This window comes from Pseudomonas sp. TSO6, from assembly GCF_056098905.1.
Genome location: NZ_JBLZWV010000032.1, coordinates 1 through 16,227, shown reverse-complemented (window position 1 = coordinate 16,227; position 16,227 = coordinate 1). Strand labels below are relative to the sequence as shown.

The 16,227-nt window shown below is 63.5% G+C and carries 15 protein-coding genes; 9 read left to right on the top strand and 6 right to left on the bottom strand.

All coding sequences use genetic code 11. The features are described from left to right. Window positions 1–144: 144 nt before the first annotated feature. The gene (locus ACN6NG_RS12600; protein ID WP_063423826.1) at window positions 145–1,152 is read left to right on the top strand and encodes a GlxA family transcriptional regulator; all 1,008 of its coding nucleotides are present in this window, start codon (window positions 145–147) and stop codon (window positions 1,150–1,152) included. A 7-nt stretch (window positions 1,153–1,159) separates the two neighbouring features. Here the strand turns inward: ACN6NG_RS12600 and ACN6NG_RS12595 are convergent, their stop codons facing one another. Further along, the gene (locus ACN6NG_RS12595) at window positions 1,160–1,831 is read right to left on the bottom strand and encodes a TetR/AcrR family transcriptional regulator (RefSeq protein ID WP_016499391.1); all 672 of its coding nucleotides are present in this window, start codon (window positions 1,829–1,831) and stop codon (window positions 1,160–1,162) included. 170 nt (window positions 1,832–2,001) lie between these two features. On the opposite strand from ACN6NG_RS12595, the gene ACN6NG_RS12590 reads away from it, so the two are divergent. Beyond that, window positions 2,002–2,886: a DMT family transporter gene (locus tag ACN6NG_RS12590; RefSeq protein ID WP_474314222.1), complete on the top strand. Its 885-nt coding sequence runs from the start codon at window positions 2,002–2,004 to the stop codon at window positions 2,884–2,886. On the opposite strand, the gene ACN6NG_RS12585 is transcribed toward ACN6NG_RS12590, so the two are convergent. Continuing rightward, window positions 2,883–3,764 (bottom strand): NHL repeat-containing protein, encoded by an 882-nt coding sequence (locus ACN6NG_RS12585; protein ID WP_474314220.1) that lies wholly within the window; start codon window positions 3,762–3,764, stop codon window positions 2,883–2,885. The genes ACN6NG_RS12590 and ACN6NG_RS12585 overlap by 4 nt on opposite strands. A 196-nt stretch (window positions 3,765–3,960) precedes the next feature. Between ACN6NG_RS12585 and ACN6NG_RS12580 the strand changes: the two genes are divergently transcribed. From ACN6NG_RS12580 to ACN6NG_RS12565, 4 genes are all read left to right on the top strand, one after another. Further along, entirely contained in the window at window positions 3,961–4,941 is a 981-nt protein-coding gene (locus tag ACN6NG_RS12580; RefSeq protein ID WP_353455230.1) for an aliphatic sulfonate ABC transporter substrate-binding protein, read from the top strand. Between the two features lie 16 nt (window positions 4,942–4,957). After that, window positions 4,958–6,349, top strand: a complete 1,392-nt coding sequence (locus tag ACN6NG_RS12575) for an LLM class flavin-dependent oxidoreductase (protein ID WP_474314217.1) — start codon at window positions 4,958–4,960, stop codon at window positions 6,347–6,349. Window positions 6,350–6,455: 106 nt separating this feature from the next. Beyond that, window positions 6,456–7,292: a bifunctional allantoicase/(S)-ureidoglycine aminohydrolase gene (locus ACN6NG_RS12570; RefSeq protein WP_016499386.1), complete on the top strand. Its 837-nt coding sequence runs from the start codon at window positions 6,456–6,458 to the stop codon at window positions 7,290–7,292. Between the two features lie 90 nt (window positions 7,293–7,382). Then, window positions 7,383–7,982, top strand: coding sequence for an START domain-containing protein (locus tag ACN6NG_RS12565; RefSeq protein ID WP_063423831.1), 600 nt, complete (start codon window positions 7,383–7,385; stop codon window positions 7,980–7,982). Window positions 7,983–8,093: 111 nt separating this feature from the next. Here ACN6NG_RS12565 and ACN6NG_RS12560 read toward each other — a convergent pair whose 3' ends face one another. Both ACN6NG_RS12560 and ACN6NG_RS12555 read right to left on the bottom strand, forming a co-directional pair. Beyond that, window positions 8,094–9,512 (bottom strand): amino acid permease, encoded by a 1,419-nt coding sequence (locus tag ACN6NG_RS12560; protein WP_353455226.1) that lies wholly within the window; start codon window positions 9,510–9,512, stop codon window positions 8,094–8,096. Window positions 9,513–9,855: 343 nt separating this feature from the next. Continuing rightward, the gene (locus ACN6NG_RS12555; protein WP_016499380.1) at window positions 9,856–10,278 is read right to left on the bottom strand and encodes an Lrp/AsnC family transcriptional regulator; all 423 of its coding nucleotides are present in this window, start codon (window positions 10,276–10,278) and stop codon (window positions 9,856–9,858) included. A gap of 191 nt (window positions 10,279–10,469) precedes the next feature. Between ACN6NG_RS12555 and ACN6NG_RS12550 the strand changes: the two genes are divergently transcribed. Then, complete coding sequence (locus ACN6NG_RS12550; RefSeq protein ID WP_049276789.1) at window positions 10,470–11,522, top strand: ornithine cyclodeaminase; 1,053 nt, start codon at window positions 10,470–10,472, stop codon at window positions 11,520–11,522. 25 nt (window positions 11,523–11,547) lie between these two features. Continuing rightward, complete coding sequence (ctlX, locus tag ACN6NG_RS12545; RefSeq protein WP_474314212.1) at window positions 11,548–12,495, top strand: citrulline utilization hydrolase CtlX; 948 nt, start codon at window positions 11,548–11,550, stop codon at window positions 12,493–12,495. A gap of 80 nt (window positions 12,496–12,575) precedes the next feature. Here the strand turns inward: ctlX and ACN6NG_RS12540 are convergent, their stop codons facing one another. Both ACN6NG_RS12540 and ggt read right to left on the bottom strand, forming a co-directional pair. Then, complete coding sequence (locus ACN6NG_RS12540; protein ID WP_028613050.1) at window positions 12,576–13,457, bottom strand: LysR substrate-binding domain-containing protein; 882 nt, start codon at window positions 13,455–13,457, stop codon at window positions 12,576–12,578. A gap of 44 nt (window positions 13,458–13,501) precedes the next feature. Beyond that, window positions 13,502–15,292, bottom strand: a complete 1,791-nt coding sequence (gene ggt, locus ACN6NG_RS12535) for a gamma-glutamyltransferase (RefSeq protein WP_474314209.1) — start codon at window positions 15,290–15,292, stop codon at window positions 13,502–13,504. Window positions 15,293–15,407: 115 nt separating this feature from the next. Between ggt and ACN6NG_RS12530 the strand changes: the two genes are divergently transcribed. Then, a complete protein-coding gene (locus ACN6NG_RS12530) occupies window positions 15,408–16,058 on the top strand; it encodes an ankyrin repeat domain-containing protein (RefSeq protein WP_474314205.1) in 651 nt (216 codons plus the stop codon). The last annotated feature ends 169 nt before the right edge of the window (window positions 16,059–16,227 follow it).

Here is a 16,227-nt window from a genome sequence, read left to right as displayed (position 1 = left end):
TGACAGGGGGCAACATGGCGGCAATAGGCCAAGCCAGACAGGTTGCCTGAACACGACCTGAAATACGACACACCCACCCGGAACATTGTCTTTCCCCCGGCCACCCGCCACACTCTGCGAGCCAGCCAGGAAGCGGAGTCCAGAGTGCCCACGCCACGTCAGTTCAGCAAGAAGACCAGCACCAGCAACATGCTGCGGCTGAAATCCACCAGCGCCAATGCCCAGGCCCCCTATCGGGTTGATTTCGTCCTGCTCGAACATTTCTCGATGGCCAGCTTCACCGTGGCCATGGACGTGCTGGTCACGGCCAACCTGCTGCGCGCCGACAGTTTCCAGTTCACCCCGCTGTCGATGGATGGCGACCGGGTGACCAGCGACCTGGGTTTGGAACTGGTGGCCACCGAGCTGTCCGCCGGGGCGCTGAAAGAACTGGACCTGCTAGTGATCTGCGGCGGCTTGCGCACCCCACTGAAGTACCCTGAACTCGACCGCATGCTGGACGACTGCGCCGCCCACGGCATGGCCTTGGGCGGCCTGTGGAACGGTGCCTGGTTCCTTGGCCGCGCCGGGGTGCTGGACGACTATGGCTGCAGTATCCACCCCGAGCAGCGCGCCAGCCTGTCCGAGCGCAGCCCGCAAACCCGCATCACCCCGGCCAGCTTCACCCTCGACCGCGACCGCCTCAGCGCCGCCAGCCCCAATGGTGCCATGGAGCTGATGCTGGGCCTGGTACGCCGGCTGTATGGCGATGGGCTGGCCGAAGGCGTGGAGGAAATCCTGTCGTTCTCCGGGGCCCGCTACCGCCAGGTTGGCCCAGGGGCGAAGAAGTCCATGAGCCTGCACCTGCGCACCATCGTCGAGCTGATGGAGAACAACCTGGAGGAAACCCTCAGCCTCGACCAGCTGGCCGCCTACAGCGGGCGCTCGCGCCGGCAGATCGACCGCCTGTTCCAGGCTCAGCTGGGCACCTCGCCACGGCGCTACTACATGGAGCTGCGCATCACCAAAAGCCGCCGGCTGCTGCAGTATTCGGACTTGTCAGTGATGGAAGTGGCAGTGGCCTGCGGGTTTGTTTCGGTGTCGCACTTCAGCAAGTGCTATGCGGCGTACTTCGGCTACCCGCCGTCACGCGAGCAACGGCTGGGCGAGTAAGCGGGGTTCAGGCGCAGATATAGCGCAATACGGCGTCACAGATCATGGCTTTGTGGCGCAGTTTGACCTGGTCGTCAGACAGGTCGATCTGGAAGATCTCGCCAAAGGTGTGGCGGTTCGACACCCGGTAGAAGCAGAACGAGCTCATCAGCATGTGCAGGTCGATCACCTCGATACCGGCGCGGAACACGCCTTCCTGCACGCCACGGCGCAGGGTGTTGCCCAGGGCTTCGAGCACCAGGCTGCTCATTTCGCGGATCGCCGGCGACTGCTTGACGTACTCGCCATAATGGATGTTTTCGGTGCAGATGATCCGCACGAAATCGACGTTGCGGTCATGGTGATCGAAGGTGAACTCGACCAGCCGGCGGATCGCCTGCTCAGCCGGTAACGACTCCAGGTCCAGGCTTTGCTCGGTCTTGCGGATATCGCCGTACAACTTCACCAGGCATTCGCAGTACAGCTGCTCCTTGCTGCCGAAGTAGTAGTAGATCATGCGCTTGGAGGTTGCCGTGCGCTCGGCGATGGCGTCGACGCGCGCGCCGGCCAGCCCTTGCTGGACGAACTCGTTGATGGCTGCCTGGAGGATGTCCTCGCGTGTTTTCTCGGGGTTGTTCTTGCGCGTTTTGCGCCCCCCCTCGGTTTCAGGCTGGCCAAGGCTCACTACGGAATCACTCATACCCACTCACAGGCTATTTATTGGAATACGGGGGATTATCCGCGAGCGCAGCCATGCAGGGAAGCACGCTGTTGGTCGGATAGCCATAATGCATTGCGGGTGGCCGGCCTTGATATCGCGCCGTGCAACCCGCTAGCCTGCCTGCCCCTGCCCTGGATGGACCCTGCCTCATGCAACCGCGCGACCTCGCCGCCTATATGTTCCTGGCCATCGCCTGGGGCTTTTCGTTCCTGGTGTTGCTCAAGGTGGTGCATGCCTTTGGCTGGGTGGGCGCGGTCAGCCTGCGGGCACTGATTGCCAGCGGCACCCTGGCGATCCTTGCAGCCCTGCTGCGCCGCCCGCTGCGCCTGCGGCCGCTGCTGGTACCCTTGCTGGTGGTGGGTGCGACCACCGTGGCCGGGCAACTGATCGGCATGTCGTACGCCACCCCACGCATCGGCACAGCGATGGCGGCCATTTTTGTCGCCACCATTCCGCTGTTCTCGATGCTGATCGGGCGGGTCTGGGGGCTAGAGAAAATCACCCCGCAAGGCCTGGCCGGGCTGGTACTGGGCATTGCAGGCATCGCCATGTTGGTCGGTTTTCCGGCCCGCGCGGTCGATGACGACTTCATCCACGGCTGCATCGCCTCGCTGCTTGGCGCCATCAGCGCCGCCTACGGCAGCAACTACGCCAGCCTGCACCTGCGCGGCCAGGACCCGTGGACGGTCACCTGCGGCGCGTTCCTGGCTGGCGGGCTGCTGACCCTGCCGCTATTGCTGGTGGTACCGGTGCCCAGCATGCCAAAAGCAGGCGACTGGCTTTACCTGTTGATTAGCGGCGCAGTGATGAGCGCCACCACCTACGTGTTGTACTTCGGCCTGGTGGCACGGATCGGCGCCACCCGCGCCATTAGCGTGGAATTCGTGGTCACGCTGGTAGCGGTACTGGTGGGCGCCTTGTTTCTCAATGAAGCCCTCAGCCTGTTACAGGCGGCGGGTGGCGTGGTGATTCTGCTCGGCTGCATGCTGGTGCTGGGCCTGCTGCCAGCGCGCAAGCGGCGCCTGCCCAGCTAACGCTGGGCGGTGTCGTGCGCGGGTGGCGGGGTCAGGTGCAGCACGCGGTTACGCCCGCCTTCGGCCAACAGGTAGCCGCCCTTGCCGTCCGCCACGATCGACTGCGGCGCCTTGAGGAAGGTCAGCATGGCGTGCTGGACGCCGTCAGCGTCGATAAGCAACAAGCGTGCGCGGTGGGTGTTGTCTTCGCTGACCCACAGGCCACGCTGGTCACAGAACAGGAAGGTGGGGTTGCGCAGCCCATCGACCACCACCGGGCCCTTGCCATCGTCAGACAGGGCGCGAACCTTGCCATTGGCTTTTTCGGTGTACAGCAAGCGGCCGTCGTTGCAGCGGGTGAGGCCTTCGGTTTCGGTCAGGCCGGAACGCAGCACATCAAGCTGGCCGCTGGCCCAGTCATAACGCATCAGGCGGCCATTGCCCTTGCGGTCTTCGATGGCATACAAGTGGTCACCGTCATTCCACAGGCCCTGCACGCTTTCACCGTCGAACAGGTGGGTAACCTGGCCATCGCGGGCCAGGCTTACAGGCGCCTGACCGCCTTCCTGGCTGAACACCCATCCGCCTTGTGCCGCGACCATGCCATCGGGCTTGGAAAGATTGTCGACCACCACGACACGGTCGCCGGTCGCGGTGATCTTGAGGATGCTGCCGCGGCCATCATCCAGCTCGCGGCTGACCAGCAGGCTGCCATCCGCTTGCGGCAAAAGCGATGCGGCCTTGGCCACATCACGATGCAGCACCTCGACATCCCAGCCGGAGGCGGCCTGGACCGGGTAGAAGCTCTGCCATGCAAAGAAACCCAAGGTGGCGGTGAGCACGCCGGTAGTGGCGGTCAGGGCGATGCGGGTGCTGCGCTTGCGCAGGAATTGCGGCATGTAGGGCTCCTTGGGAATGCCGGCGATGCTAGCAAGCGAATGTGAAAAAAATGTCGAAGAATGCAAAGCATTACAAAACAAAAGGATATAAAAATAACAAAAAAATCTAACGAAACGGAATATAAAAATTGAAAGCCAAACGCCATCTCCTTAGTCTGGGCGCATCGCTTCCCACCCGGTTTCAAGGAGCAAACCCATGCCAATCCGTGCCTTCTCCCCCCTTCGTCGCCTGCTGATTGGCGGCCTGCTGGCCAGTGTCGCCAGTGCCCTGCTGCCTTGGTCCGAAGCCTTGGCCGACGACGCCAAGACCCTGCGCATCGGTTACCAGAAGTTCAACAGCATCAATATCCTCAAAGGCAGCGGCGCCCTGGAAAAGGCGCTGGCCCCGCAAGGCGTGAAGGTCAGCTGGCACGAATTTGCCGCCGGCCCGCAGTTGCTCGAAGCCCTGAGCACCGGCGCCATCGACCTCGGCCACGCCGCAGACGCGCCTTCGGTGTTCGCCCAGGCGGCCGGCAAACCGGTGGTGTACCTGGCCGCCGAGCAGCCTTATCCACGCGGCATCGGCCTGGTGGTGCGCGAGCAGGACCATGTGGCCGGCGTGAAGGACCTGCAAGGCAAACGCGTGGCCACAGGCCGTGGCTGGAACGCCCAGTACCTGCTGGCCGTCGCACTGGAGCAGGCCGGCTTGAGTTACCAGGACATCACCCCCGCCTACGTCAACAATGCCGCTGATGCCGTGGCCGCTCTGCAGTCGGGTAGCGTGCAGGCCGTGACCCTGTGGGACCCGTTCCTCGCCGCAGCAGAAAGCCAGCCAGGCCTGAAAAACCTGCGTGATGGCAGCGGCCTGTCCAACAACCGCACCTTCTACCTGTCCACCGCCAGCTATGCCGACCAGCACCGTGCGCTGCTCAAGACCTTCTTTAGCGAACTGGGCAAGGTCAGCCAGTGGGCCAACGCCAAGCCTGCAGAGGTTGCCGCACTGCTGGCACCGCAGCTAGGCATCAGCGCCAACGTGCTGGAAGTGGCCAGCGAGCGCCGCAACTACAACGCCGTGGCCATCACCCCGCAGATCGTCGCCGAACAACAAAAACTGGCTGACACCTTCCAGGGCCTGGGCCTGATTCCACACAAGCTGCAGGTGGCCGACGCGGTCTACCCGGCTTCCGTGTTGCCTTGAGCGGAGCGCACCTGACATGCCCCGCCCGATCCGCTTCAACGCGTTCAGCATGAACGCCGCCAGCCACCAGTCCCCTGGCCTGTGGCGCCACCCACGCAATACCAGTGTGGCCTTCAACCGCCTGAGCTACTGGACCGACCTGGCCCGCCTGCTGGAACGCGGCCTGTTTGACGCACTGTTCATTGCCGATGTGCTGGGCATCTACGACGTCTACCAGGGCGGCCCTGAAGCCGCCCTGCGCGGTGGCGTGCAGGTACCGGTCAACGACCCTCTGCTGCTGGTGCCAGCCATGGCCGGGGTCACTGAGCACCTGGGGTTTGGCGTCACTTTTTCGCTCACCTACGAGCACCCCTACCCGTTCGCCCGGCGCATGTCCACACTCGACCACCTGAGCAATGGCCGGGTCGGCTGGAACATCGTCACCGGCTACCTCGACAGCGCCGCGCGCAACCTCGGCCTGGCGCGTCAGCTGGGCCACGACCAGCGCTACGACCTGGCCGAGGAATACCTGCAGGTGTTGTACAAGCTGTGGGAGAAGAGCTGGGACGATGACGCGGTGCTGCTGGAGCGCGACAGCGGGCGCTACATCGAGCCAACCCGGGTGCACCCTATCAACCATGTGGGCGAGCACTTCCAGGTACCCGGCATGCACCTGTGCCAGCCGTCGCCGCAGCGCACGCCGGTGCTTTTCCAGGCCGGCGCCTCAGCACGCGGCCAGCAGTTTGCCGCGCGCCACGCCGAATGCGTGTTCATCAGCGGCCCGACCCCCACCGTGTTGCGCCGCTACGCCGACGGCATTCGCCAGGCCAGCGAGGCCGCCGGGCGGGATCGTGATGAGGTGCTGATCTATGCCCAGGCGTTGTTGATCGTCGCCCCTACAAAGGAAGAGGCCGAGGCCCGCTTCGCCGAATACCGTCGCTATGTCGACCTGGATGCCGCCCTGGCGCTGCTGTCGGGCTGGACCGGCATCGATTTTGCCGGCCTCGACCCCGATGCGCCGATCGAATACGTCGAAAACGACGCCGGCCGCACCGCCCTGGCCGCGTTTACCGCCGCCGACCCGAACCGCCGCTGGACCGTACGCGAGGCCGCCGAGTTCGTTGGCCTGGGTGGTCGCGGCCCGGTACTGGTAGGCGCCGCCAGCGAGGTCGCCGACCAGCTGGAAAGCTGGCTGGACCAGACCGGCATCGACGGTTTCAACCTGACCTACGCCGTGCAGCCGGACGACCTGGCCAACGTGGTCGAGTTGCTGGTGCCCGAGCTGCAACGCCGCGGCCGCTACCCGTCGGGCTACGCCGAAGGCACCCTGCGCCACAAACTGTTCGGCCAAGGTGATCGGCTGCCGGAACAGCACGCCGGACGCCAGGTCGACATTCAGCGATCAAATACCGGGTATTCCAACATTTAATTTGTGGATGGCATGTGCTCGACCCTATTCTGTTGCCACATCCCCTGCGCCGCACCGGCCGGTGCGGTTCACGGCATGGGGAGAGAACAACAAGTCGAGATTGTCCATGTCGAACCATTCGTACTTCGCCCCCCACGGTGGGCACCCGGCTCAAACCGAGCTGCTGACTGACCGTGCCATGTTCACCGAAGCCTATGCCGTCATCCCCAAGGGCGTGATGCGTGACATCGTCACCAGCCACCTGCCGTTCTGGGACAAGATGCGCATGTGGGTCATCGCCCGCCCGCTGACCGGTTTTGCCGAAACCTTCTCCCAGTACATCGTCGAGCTGGCCCCGGAAGGCGGCAGCGAGCGTCCTGAGCTGGACCCTAACGCCGAAGCCGTGGTGTTCATTGTCGAAGGCGAGCTGGACATCACCGTTGAAGGCAAACACCACACCCTGGTACCAGGCGGCTACGCCTTCCTGGCCCCGGGCGCCGAGTGGAGCCTGCGCAACAACAGCAAGTCCAACGTCACCTTCCACTGGCTGCGCAAGCACTACCAGAAAGTTGAAGGCCTGGACGTACCGGAGTCGTTCGTCACCCACCGCGACAACGCCACCGTCATCGAGATGCCGGGCACCGAAGGCCGCTGGAAAACCACCCGTTTCGTCGACATGGCCGACATGCGCCACGACATGCACGTGAACATCGTCACCTTCCAGCCGGGCGGCGTGATCCCGTTCGCTGAAACCCACGTGATGGAACACGGCCTGTACGTGCTGGAAGGCAAGGCGGTGTACCGCCTGAACCAGGACTGGGTCGAAGTGGAAGCCGGCGACTTCATGTGGCTGCGCGCCTTCTGCCCGCAAGCCTGCTACGCCGGCGGCCCAGGCAACTTCAGCTACCTGCTGTACAAAGACGTGAACCGTCACGTGCACCTGACGCTGAACCCTAAGCGCTAAGCCCAGGCTGATGCCCGCAAGCCCGCCAACCTGGCGGGCTTTCTGTTTGCCGCGCATACTCAAACACCCATCCCCCGCGCGGTACCGGCCATGAACCGCTGCCTGCTGCTCACTGCCCTGCTGCTGTGTGGCCCTGCCCCGGCCGCCGATGACTGGAACCTGGCCTACGACCGCGAAGGCATCCGCGTGTACCTCAGTGGCGCGGCTGACTCGTCCTACCAGCAGTTTCGTGGTGTGAGCACCATGAAAGCCAGCGTGCGCACCCTCACCGACCTGCAAGAGAACCTGCGGGTAGCCTGCAAATGGCTATACGCCTGTGACCAGATGCGTTTGCTGGAAGTAGATGGCGCCAATACCTGGGTGTACCTGACCACCAACCTGCCGTGGCCGACGATGCCGCGGGACATTGTGCTGAAAGTGACCAGCGAACGCCTGGATGACGGCACCCTGCTGCGGCGCCTGAGTGCCGAGCCCGACAGGATCCCCAAGGTGGACGGCCTGATCCGGGTGGAGCATCTGAGCGGTGAGTGGCGGATGAAACCACTGGGCGAGCGCGAGACGGAGGTGACCTACCAGTTGCAGGCCGACCCTGCCGGCGATGTGCCCGGCTGGCTGGCCAACCGGTTCGTGGTGGATGCACCGGTGGTGACGTTGCGGACGTTGCGGGCGGTTGCTGAACGCCAGCCTTGAGGTGTCTCGCCGGCAAGCCAGCGCCCACAGGTACAGCGCGAATCTTGCGACTCGCGCAGTCCAAGTGGGAGCTGGCTTGCCAACGATGGGCTGCGCAGCAGCCCCATGGTGCTATGTAGCAGTCGCTGTCTGCGGTTGCGCAGAGGCCTTGGTCCTGCGTCGATAGGCCAGCAACAGGCCCGCATACCACAACGGCATCACGTACAACGCCGTGCGGGTGTCCGGTTCCAGCGCCAGCAGGCACAGCACGAAAATCAGGAACAGCTGCGCCAGCGCGGCGGTGACCTTGCCGCCGGGCAGCTTGAACCTGGACTGCTCATGCGCCTGCGGATTCTGTCGGCGGTAAGCGAAATAGGACAGCAGGATCAGCGACCAGGTAACGATGATCATCACCGCGGAAATGGTCGACACCAGGGTGAACACGGTCATCACTTCCGGGATCACGAACAGCAGCGTCAGTGCAATCGCCATGCACACCCCGGAAAACACCAGCGCCCGCACCGGCGTACCCGAGCCGGACAGGCGCCCGAACGCCGTCGGCGCCTGTTGTTGGTGCGACAGGCCGTAGAGCATGCGCGAGCCCGAGTACACGCCACTGTTGGCCGACGAGGCCGCAGAGGTCAGCACCACGAAGTTGATGATGCCAGCAGCAGCGGGCAACCCGCCAAGCAGGAACAATTCAACGAACGGGCTACGGTTGGCCGGCACATTGGCCCAGGACACCACACTGATGATGCACACCAGCGAACAGATGTAGAAAAGCAGGATACGCACGGGGATGGTATTGATTGCCTTGGGCAGGGTCTTCTCGGGGTCTTTGGCCTCTGCCGCTGCGGTGCCGATCAGCTCGGTGCCGACGAAGGAGAAAATCGCGATCTGGAACCCGGCGAGGAAGCCAAGGATGCCATGCGGCATGACCACGCCAGGCGCCACCAGGTGGCTGAACGACGCCGTCACCCCGCCCGGCGAGGTATAGGAGGTGGCGACCATCACCAGGCCGGTTACCACCAGCAGCACGATGGCGACGATCTTGATCAGGCCGAACCAGAACTCCACTTCACCAAAGGCCTTCACCGCCAGCATGTTCAGGCCCAGCAACAGGAACATGGTGGCGAAAGCCGGTAGCCAGGTAGGCACATCGGGGTACCAGTACTGCACGAACCCTGCGACCACCACCACGTCGCCCACCGCCGCCACCACCCAGCTGAGCCAGTACGACCAGCTGAGAATGTAACCGGCCCGTGGCCCCAGGTAGTTGTGCACCAGATCGGCGAACGATTCCATCTGCAGGTTGGCCAGCAGCATTTCGCCCATGGCGCGCATGATGCAGAACACAAAAAAACCGATGATGGCGTAGACGAGGATGATTGAAGTGCCAGACAGCGCAATGATCTTGCCCGAGCCCATGAACAAACCGGTACCAATGGCGCCACTGATCGAAATAAGCTGTATGTGTCGGTTTTCCAGCCGTCGCTTGAGCACTCGGCCCTCTTGCGGAGCAGCGCTTTGCGCATTGCACGTTTGATGCATAGTCGACCTCTTATTCTTTTTTGGTAAAACTTCAGCGCCCCGCGCCGCACCATTTAATTGGCACTAAGGTGCAAGTTCCCTGTCATTGAAAATGATAAAAGCGCAGGTAATATCGAAAACGGACACTCACGCCCGACGCAACTTCGCTGCGGGCTTTTTTATTGTTTGAAACGCACCCTGGGTGGTGCGCCTTGTACCGTTGCACGAAAACAGTTTCATTCTGCCAGTGCCCCGGGCCAAGCGGAACGCTACAGAATGCGCACAGCCAAAGGGATTTTTTGCACTGTGGAAAGCCTGGGTGACAGTTTGCGCAATGCGCCTGTCAAAAGGCCTGACCCAGCGGTCACATCTTGTAGGTGGAGAGCAGGATGCTGGTCTCGGTATTCTCGATGTGGGGGATGGAGCGAATGGTGTTCAGCGCCCGGTCGAACGCTTCAAGGGTGTCTGCGCGCAGCTCTGCCATCAGGTCCCAGCGGCCATTGGTGGTGTGAATGGCCACCACGTTGGGGTGCCCACGCAGCGCGTGCTTGACCTCTGCGGCGTGGTGGCCGCTGATGCCGATGCTGGTGATCGCCCGCACGCCCTGGTCCAGCGCGTCAGAGCGCAAGCGTACCGTGTAGCCGATGATCACGCCCTGCTCTTCGAGCCGGGTGATGCGGTTTTGCACCGTTGCCCTGGCCACCTTGAGTTTTTTTGCCAAGGTCAGCACGGGGGTACGTGCATTGTCCCGCAACAGCGCAATCAGTTCCCGATCGATAGTGTCCATATGCCTGCCAAATAATCAGATTGCTACTTTGGGGTGGCAGATTGTCTAGAAAGTTGGCGAAACTGGCAACCTGCATTCTTCCTGTTGACGCAACCTTTCATCAAAATGTTCGAGCCGGCGACACTTCGATAATCCTAAGCGCTCACCCTGCAATATCCAGAGGGCAGCGCATAATAACAAGGTGCAAGAGCATGACGTATTTCATTGATGTTCCAACCATGTCGGACTTGGTGCACGACATCGGCGTAGCGCCGTTCATAGGTGAACTGGCTGCGGCCATTCGTGAAGACTTCAAACGCTGGCAGGAGTTTGATAAATCCGCACGGGTTGCCAGCCATTCGGAAGTGGGTGTGATCGAACTGATGCCGGTCGCCGACAACAGCCGCTACGCCTTCAAATACGTCAACGGCCACCCCGCCAACACCGCGCGTGACCTGCATACCGTGATGGCCTTCGGCGTATTGGCCGATGTCGAGACCGGCTACCCGGTGTTGCTGTCGGAACTGACCATTGCCACCGCCCTGCGCACTGCGGCTACCTCGCTGATGGCAGCCCAGGCACTGGCCCGACCGAACTCGCGCAAGATGGCGCTGATCGGCAACGGCGCGCAAAGCGAGTTCCAGGCGCTGGCCTTTCACAAGCATCTGGGCATCGAAGAAATCGTCGCCTACGACACCGACCCGCTGGCCACCGCCAAGCTGATTGCCAACCTCAAGGAATACAGCGGCCTCACCATTCGCCGGGCCGGCTCGGTGGCCGAAGCGGTGAAAGGCGTAGACATCATCACCACGGTCACTGCCGACAAGGCCTACGCCACCATCATCACCCCCGACATGCTCGAACCCGGCATGCACCTGAATGCCGTGGGGGGTGACTGCCCGGGCAAGACCGAACTGCACGCCGATGTGCTGCGCAACGCCCGGGTGTTCGTCGAGTACGAGCCGCAAACCCGTATCGAAGGTGACATCCAGCAGTTGCCCGCTGACTTCCCGGTGGTTGACCTGTGGCGTGTGCTGCGCGGCGAGACCGAGGGGCGCCAGAGCGACAGCCAGGTCACGGTATTCGACTCGGTGGGCTTCGCCCTGGAGGACTACACCGTACTACGTTACGTACTACAGCAGGCGGAAAAGCGCGGCATGGGCACGAAGATCGACCTGGTGCCATGGGTGGAAGACGACCCGAAAGACCTGTTCAGCCACACCCGCGGCCGCGCTGCCAAAAGCCGCATCCGACGCGTTGCCTAACCCTGCTCTTAACCCGGTATTCCACATGGCATTTCCAACGCGTTCGATTCAAGCACCTGCAGCAGTGGTCATGGTCAGGCCACATGCGTTCACCCCCAACCCGGAAACCGCAGCCGACAACTCATTCCAGCGCAGCAGCCCCGGCCTCGCCGCACAGGCGCTCGCCGAGGTTGCCCGTGATGAAGTCACCCAGGCCGTCGGCCGCCTCGAGGCCGAAGGCGTGCGCGTACACCTGTTCGACGATTTTGGCGAGCACAACACCCCGGACTCGGTGTTCCCCAACAACTGGTTCTCGACCCACCCCGGTGGACACATCGCGATCTACTCGATGTACTCGCGCAACCGCCGCCGCGAACGGCGCGCCGATGTGATCGAGATGCTCAAGCATGAGTACCGCGTGCAGGATGTAATCGATTATTCAGGGCTGGAGCAGGACGAGCTGTTCCTCGAAGGGACCGGCGCCATGGTATTCGACCACCTGTCGCGGGTGGCTTACACCGCGCGCTCCAACCGCGCCGACCCGATAGCCCTGGAGCGCTTCAGCACCCACTTCAACTTCGAGCCGATGGTATTCGACACTGCCGACGAGCAAGGCACGCCGATCTACCACACCAACGTACTGATGTGCGTGGCGACCGAGTTTGCCCTGGTGGGTTTTGGCACGTTCACCAACAAGGCGCGGGCCGAGGAAGTGCGCATGCGGCTGATCGAATCGGGCCGCGACGTGATTGACCTGAGCAACCAGCAGATCAGCCAGTTTGCCGGCAACGCCATCGAACTGTCCGGGCGCGACGGGCGTATTCTGGCGCTGTCACGCAAGGCCTTCGACAGCCTGACCAGCGAGCAACGCCGGCGCATCGAGCGCTCGGCGCGGCTGGTGCCGCTGGACGTGCCGACCATCGAAATGGCTGGGGGCTCGGTGCGCTGCATGATTGCCGGCATTCACCTGTCGCCACGCCTGGCGGCGGCTTGAGCCTGAGCTGATCATCTCAGTCGGCCGACGCACGCCCTTGGTACGGGTTGACGCTCCTACACCGACCGCGTCAAGGCGTGTCAGATCCCACCACCCGCCAGCAGTTGTGTCATGACCTCGGCTAACGCCTTGACCATCACATCTGCCGTCGGCCGGTGGACGATGACGATTTCATAGCTGTCGACCTCAGGCAGCCCTTGCCCTGCCCCCAGCACCCGATGCTCAGCCGTTGCCGCCCTTGGCGGCAGCAGGCTGATGCCCATGCCATCGGCAACTGCCGCCTGGATACCGCTGAGGCTGGAACTGGTGAAACTGATGCGCCAGCGCCGGCCCATGCTTTCGATAGCGTTGATCATGTCCTCGCGGTACAAGCCGCGCGGCGGGAAGGTCACCAGCGGGATCGGGTCCAGCTCAAAGGCGGGGGTGCGCGCACTGTCGATCCATTGCAGGCGCTCGGGCCAGCAAGCCACGCCCTCCCGGGTGTTGCGCCGCTGCTTGAGCAGCACCAGGTCGAGTTCACCGTTGTCGTAGGCCTGGCTGAGGTCGCGGCACAGGCCGCTGGTCACTTCCAGTTTCACTTGCGGGTGCAGCCGGCTGAACGCCGACAGCGCATTGGTGGTGCGCCCGCCAACGAAGTCCTCGGGCACACCAAGGCGTACGGTGGTGCCCACCATCGCCCCGGCCAGGGCCTCGAGCATCTGGTCATTCAGCGCCAGCATGTGCCGGGCATAGCCGAGCAAGGTCTGCCCGGCGTCGGTCGGTAGCACATCGCGGTTACCTCGCACCAGCAAGCGGTGGCCGACCATGTCTTCCAGGCGGCGCACCTTTTGGCTGATGGTCGATTGGGTCGAGTGCAGGCGCGCCGCCGCTGTGGTGAAGCTGCCGCAATCGGCCACCACCACAATGGCGCGTAGCAGGTCGAGGTCGAACAGGGCTCTATTCGATTTCACGCTGATAGACATCTTGGTATTCAACTGCTGAATGGCAAGACTGCGTTCTACCACGGCTAGTCGCCAAGGGCCACACCTTCCCGCCGAGGGTCGGCGCCACCGGACCAGCCATCGCCGCTGCGCTGGATGATCTGCATGCCGCTGGTCATGGTCATCGGCGTGACCTCATGGCCCCAGGCTGCCAATTGGCGGATCAGCGATTGGCTGGCCAGCCCGGCTTCCACTTCAGTGCCGGCATTGCGGCTGCCGAAGTTGGGCAGGCCGGCCGCCTGCTGCGGGTCGAGCTGCCAATCCAGCAAGCCGATCAGCGCCTTGTTCACGTAGCCAATGATCTGCGAGCCCCCTGGCGAACCAAGGCTGGCCACAAGCTCGCCAGAGGCCCGCGAAAACACCAGCGTCGGCGCCATCGCTGACAGTGGCCGCTTGCCCGGCTGCACCCGATTGGCCACGGGCTTGCCGTGTTCCCGGGGGAGGAACGAGAAGTCCGTCAGATGATTGTTGAGCAGGAAGCCCTTGACCATCAGGTGCGAACCGAACGCGGCCTCCACCGAGGTGGTCATGGCCAGTGCCTGACCATTGTCATCCACTGCGCTGAGGTGCGAAGTGGAAATGCGCAAAGGCGAGCGATCGGGTGCCAGGGCCAGGTCGGCGCCTTGCGGCTGGCCAGGGCGAGCGCGCTTCATGCTGTGCTCGCCGATCTGCGCTGCTCGGCGGGCCAGGTAGGCGGGGTCGGTCAGGGCCTTGACCGGGACCGGCACGTAATCACTGTCGGCCAGGTACTGAGCGCGGTCGGCGTAGGCCAGGCGCTCGGCCTCGGCGATCAGGTGCACGGCCAGCGGCGGTGCCTCCAGGCCTGCCGGGGACGCGCTCGCCAACGGCCGCAGCGCCGCCAGGTCGCGTTGTGGCGTGGCGCGCTGCACGGCTTCAAGCATGCCCAGCGTCTGCAACACCGTCACCCCACCCGACGAGGGCGGCGGCATGCCGCAGACGCGCCAGGCCTTGTAGGTGCCGCACACCGGCTCGCGCTCTTTGGCGGTGTACTGCTCAAGGTCCTGCAACGACAGGTAACCGGCATTGGTATGGCTGCGCACCTTGGCCACGATGGCCCCGGCGATTTCACCGGTGTAAAACGCCTGGGGCCCGTGCGCGGCAATCTGCTCGAACGTTTGCGCAAGTTCAGGGTTGCGCAACCTCGTGCCCACCGGCAGCGGCTTGCCGTTTTTATCCAGGAAGTAGCGCGCCATGGCCGGTGACCGGGCGATATACGGGTCGCCCGCCACCAGGGTGTGGAGGCGTTCGGAAACGGGGAAACCGTTACGTGCCAACGCGATGGCCGGGGCAAAGAGTTGCTGCCAAGGCAGCTTGCCGTGCTGCTCGTGAGCCAGTTTCAGCGCGCGCAGTACCCCCGGCACACCCACTGAGCGCCCGCCGATCTGCGCCGACCTGAACGGCATCGGTGAACCATTGGCTTGCAAGAACAGTTGTTCCGTTACCTGCGCCGGGGCTGCCTCGCGGCCGTCGAAAGCCTGAACACGTTTGCCGTCCCAGTAGAGGATAAAAGCCCCACCACCGATGCCGCTGGATTGCGGCTCTACCAAGGTCAGCACCATTTGCATGGCGATGGCCGCGTCGATGGCGCTGCCACCGTCACGCAGCATCGCCCGCCCCGCTTCGGTGGCCAGCGGGTTGGCAGCGGCGGCCATATGCCGGCTGGCGTGCACCGGCTGCAGGCCAGGGCGGTAGCCGGAGGCCAGTTCGGGTGGCGCGGGCAACACTTGCTCGGCACAGGCCCACCCACTCGCGATCGCCAGGCACAGCGCGCTCATCAGCGGTGTGGAGAACTTCATCGTTTTGCTTCCTGCTTTGTCTATTCAGCAGACCACTGTCGGTCATGCGCAAACTTAACTTCAAGACTTTGTGCGATTTTTCTAGGATGCAGGCAGGTCAATCAGGAGCCACCCCATGTGTAGATCACTCACAACCATGCTGTTCGCCCTGCTCACCAGCCTTGCCGCCCACGCCGAGAACAGCACCATGGACAACCGCCTGCACAACGCCGCCCGCCAGGACGACGTGCGCACCGTGCAACAGTTGCTGACAGAAGGTGCCCGGCTGGAAAGCCGTGATGAGCAGGGGCGCACTGCCCTGCTGGTGGCCACCCACGGCAACCAGGTGGCGGCGGCGCAAGCACTGATCCAGGCCGGTGCCGACGTGAACGCCAAAGACAATATCGATGACAGCCCTTATCTGTATGCCGGCGCCCGAGGCCTGAACGATATCCTGCGGCTGACCCTGAGCCACGGTGCCAACCTCAAGAGCACCAACCGCTACGGGGGGACTGCGTTGATCCCTGCGGCCGAGCGCGGCCATGTCGAGACGGTGCAGATGCTGATCGATGCCGGGGTGGACGTGAACCACCTGAACCGCCTGCACTGGACCGCGCTTATGGAGGCAGTGATCCTGGGGGATGGCGGACCGCGGCATGTGGAGATTGTGCGCCGGCTGCTGGCGGCGGGGGCGGACCGGCAGATTGCCGACAAGGATAGGGTCACCGCGCTGGAGCATGCGCGCCAGCGAGGGTATCGGGAGATGGAGGCGCTGCTGGCCCAGTAGGCAAGGTTTGCATGGCACGGGCTTCGCCCGTGATCGCCGGCAAGCCAGCTCCCACATTGACCACATCGCATTCAAGCCTTGTGCAGTACCTGTAGGAGCTGGCTTGCCGGCGATGGGGCCAGGACAGGCAGCACAGAACCTCAGATCACTTCTTCGTACGGCAGCCCCG

What these genes read in the sequence shown, in the direction of transcription:
- ACN6NG_RS12555 (WP_016499380.1), bottom strand. Translation starts at nt 10,278, where the DNA reads ATGGACACTATCGATCGGGAACTGATTGCGCTGTTGCGGGACAATGCA.
- ggt (WP_474314209.1), bottom strand. Translation starts at nt 15,292, where the DNA reads ATGAAGTTCTCCACACCGCTGATGAGCGCGCTGTGCCTGGCGATCGCG.
- ACN6NG_RS12530 (WP_474314205.1), top strand. Translation starts at nt 15,408, where the DNA reads ATGTGTAGATCACTCACAACCATGCTGTTCGCCCTGCTCACCAGCCTT.
- ACN6NG_RS12560 (WP_353455226.1), bottom strand. Translation starts at nt 9,512, where the DNA reads ATGCATCAAACGTGCAATGCGCAAAGCGCTGCTCCGCAAGAGGGCCGA.
- ACN6NG_RS12585 (WP_474314220.1), bottom strand. Translation starts at nt 3,764, where the DNA reads ATGCCGCAATTCCTGCGCAAGCGCAGCACCCGCATCGCCCTGACCGCC.
- ACN6NG_RS12580 (WP_353455230.1), top strand. Translation starts at nt 3,961, where the DNA reads ATGCCAATCCGTGCCTTCTCCCCCCTTCGTCGCCTGCTGATTGGCGGC.
- ACN6NG_RS12540 (WP_028613050.1), bottom strand. Translation starts at nt 13,457, where the DNA reads ATGTCTATCAGCGTGAAATCGAATAGAGCCCTGTTCGACCTCGACCTG.
- ACN6NG_RS12595 (WP_016499391.1), bottom strand. Translation starts at nt 1,831, where the DNA reads ATGAGTGATTCCGTAGTGAGCCTTGGCCAGCCTGAAACCGAGGGGGGG.
- ctlX (WP_474314212.1), top strand. Translation starts at nt 11,548, where the DNA reads ATGGCATTTCCAACGCGTTCGATTCAAGCACCTGCAGCAGTGGTCATG.
- ACN6NG_RS12590 (WP_474314222.1), top strand. Translation starts at nt 2,002, where the DNA reads ATGCAACCGCGCGACCTCGCCGCCTATATGTTCCTGGCCATCGCCTGG.
- ACN6NG_RS12550 (WP_049276789.1), top strand. Translation starts at nt 10,470, where the DNA reads ATGACGTATTTCATTGATGTTCCAACCATGTCGGACTTGGTGCACGAC.
- ACN6NG_RS12570 (WP_016499386.1), top strand. Translation starts at nt 6,456, where the DNA reads ATGTCGAACCATTCGTACTTCGCCCCCCACGGTGGGCACCCGGCTCAA.
- ACN6NG_RS12575 (WP_474314217.1), top strand. Translation starts at nt 4,958, where the DNA reads ATGCCCCGCCCGATCCGCTTCAACGCGTTCAGCATGAACGCCGCCAGC.
- ACN6NG_RS12565 (WP_063423831.1), top strand. Translation starts at nt 7,383, where the DNA reads ATGAACCGCTGCCTGCTGCTCACTGCCCTGCTGCTGTGTGGCCCTGCC.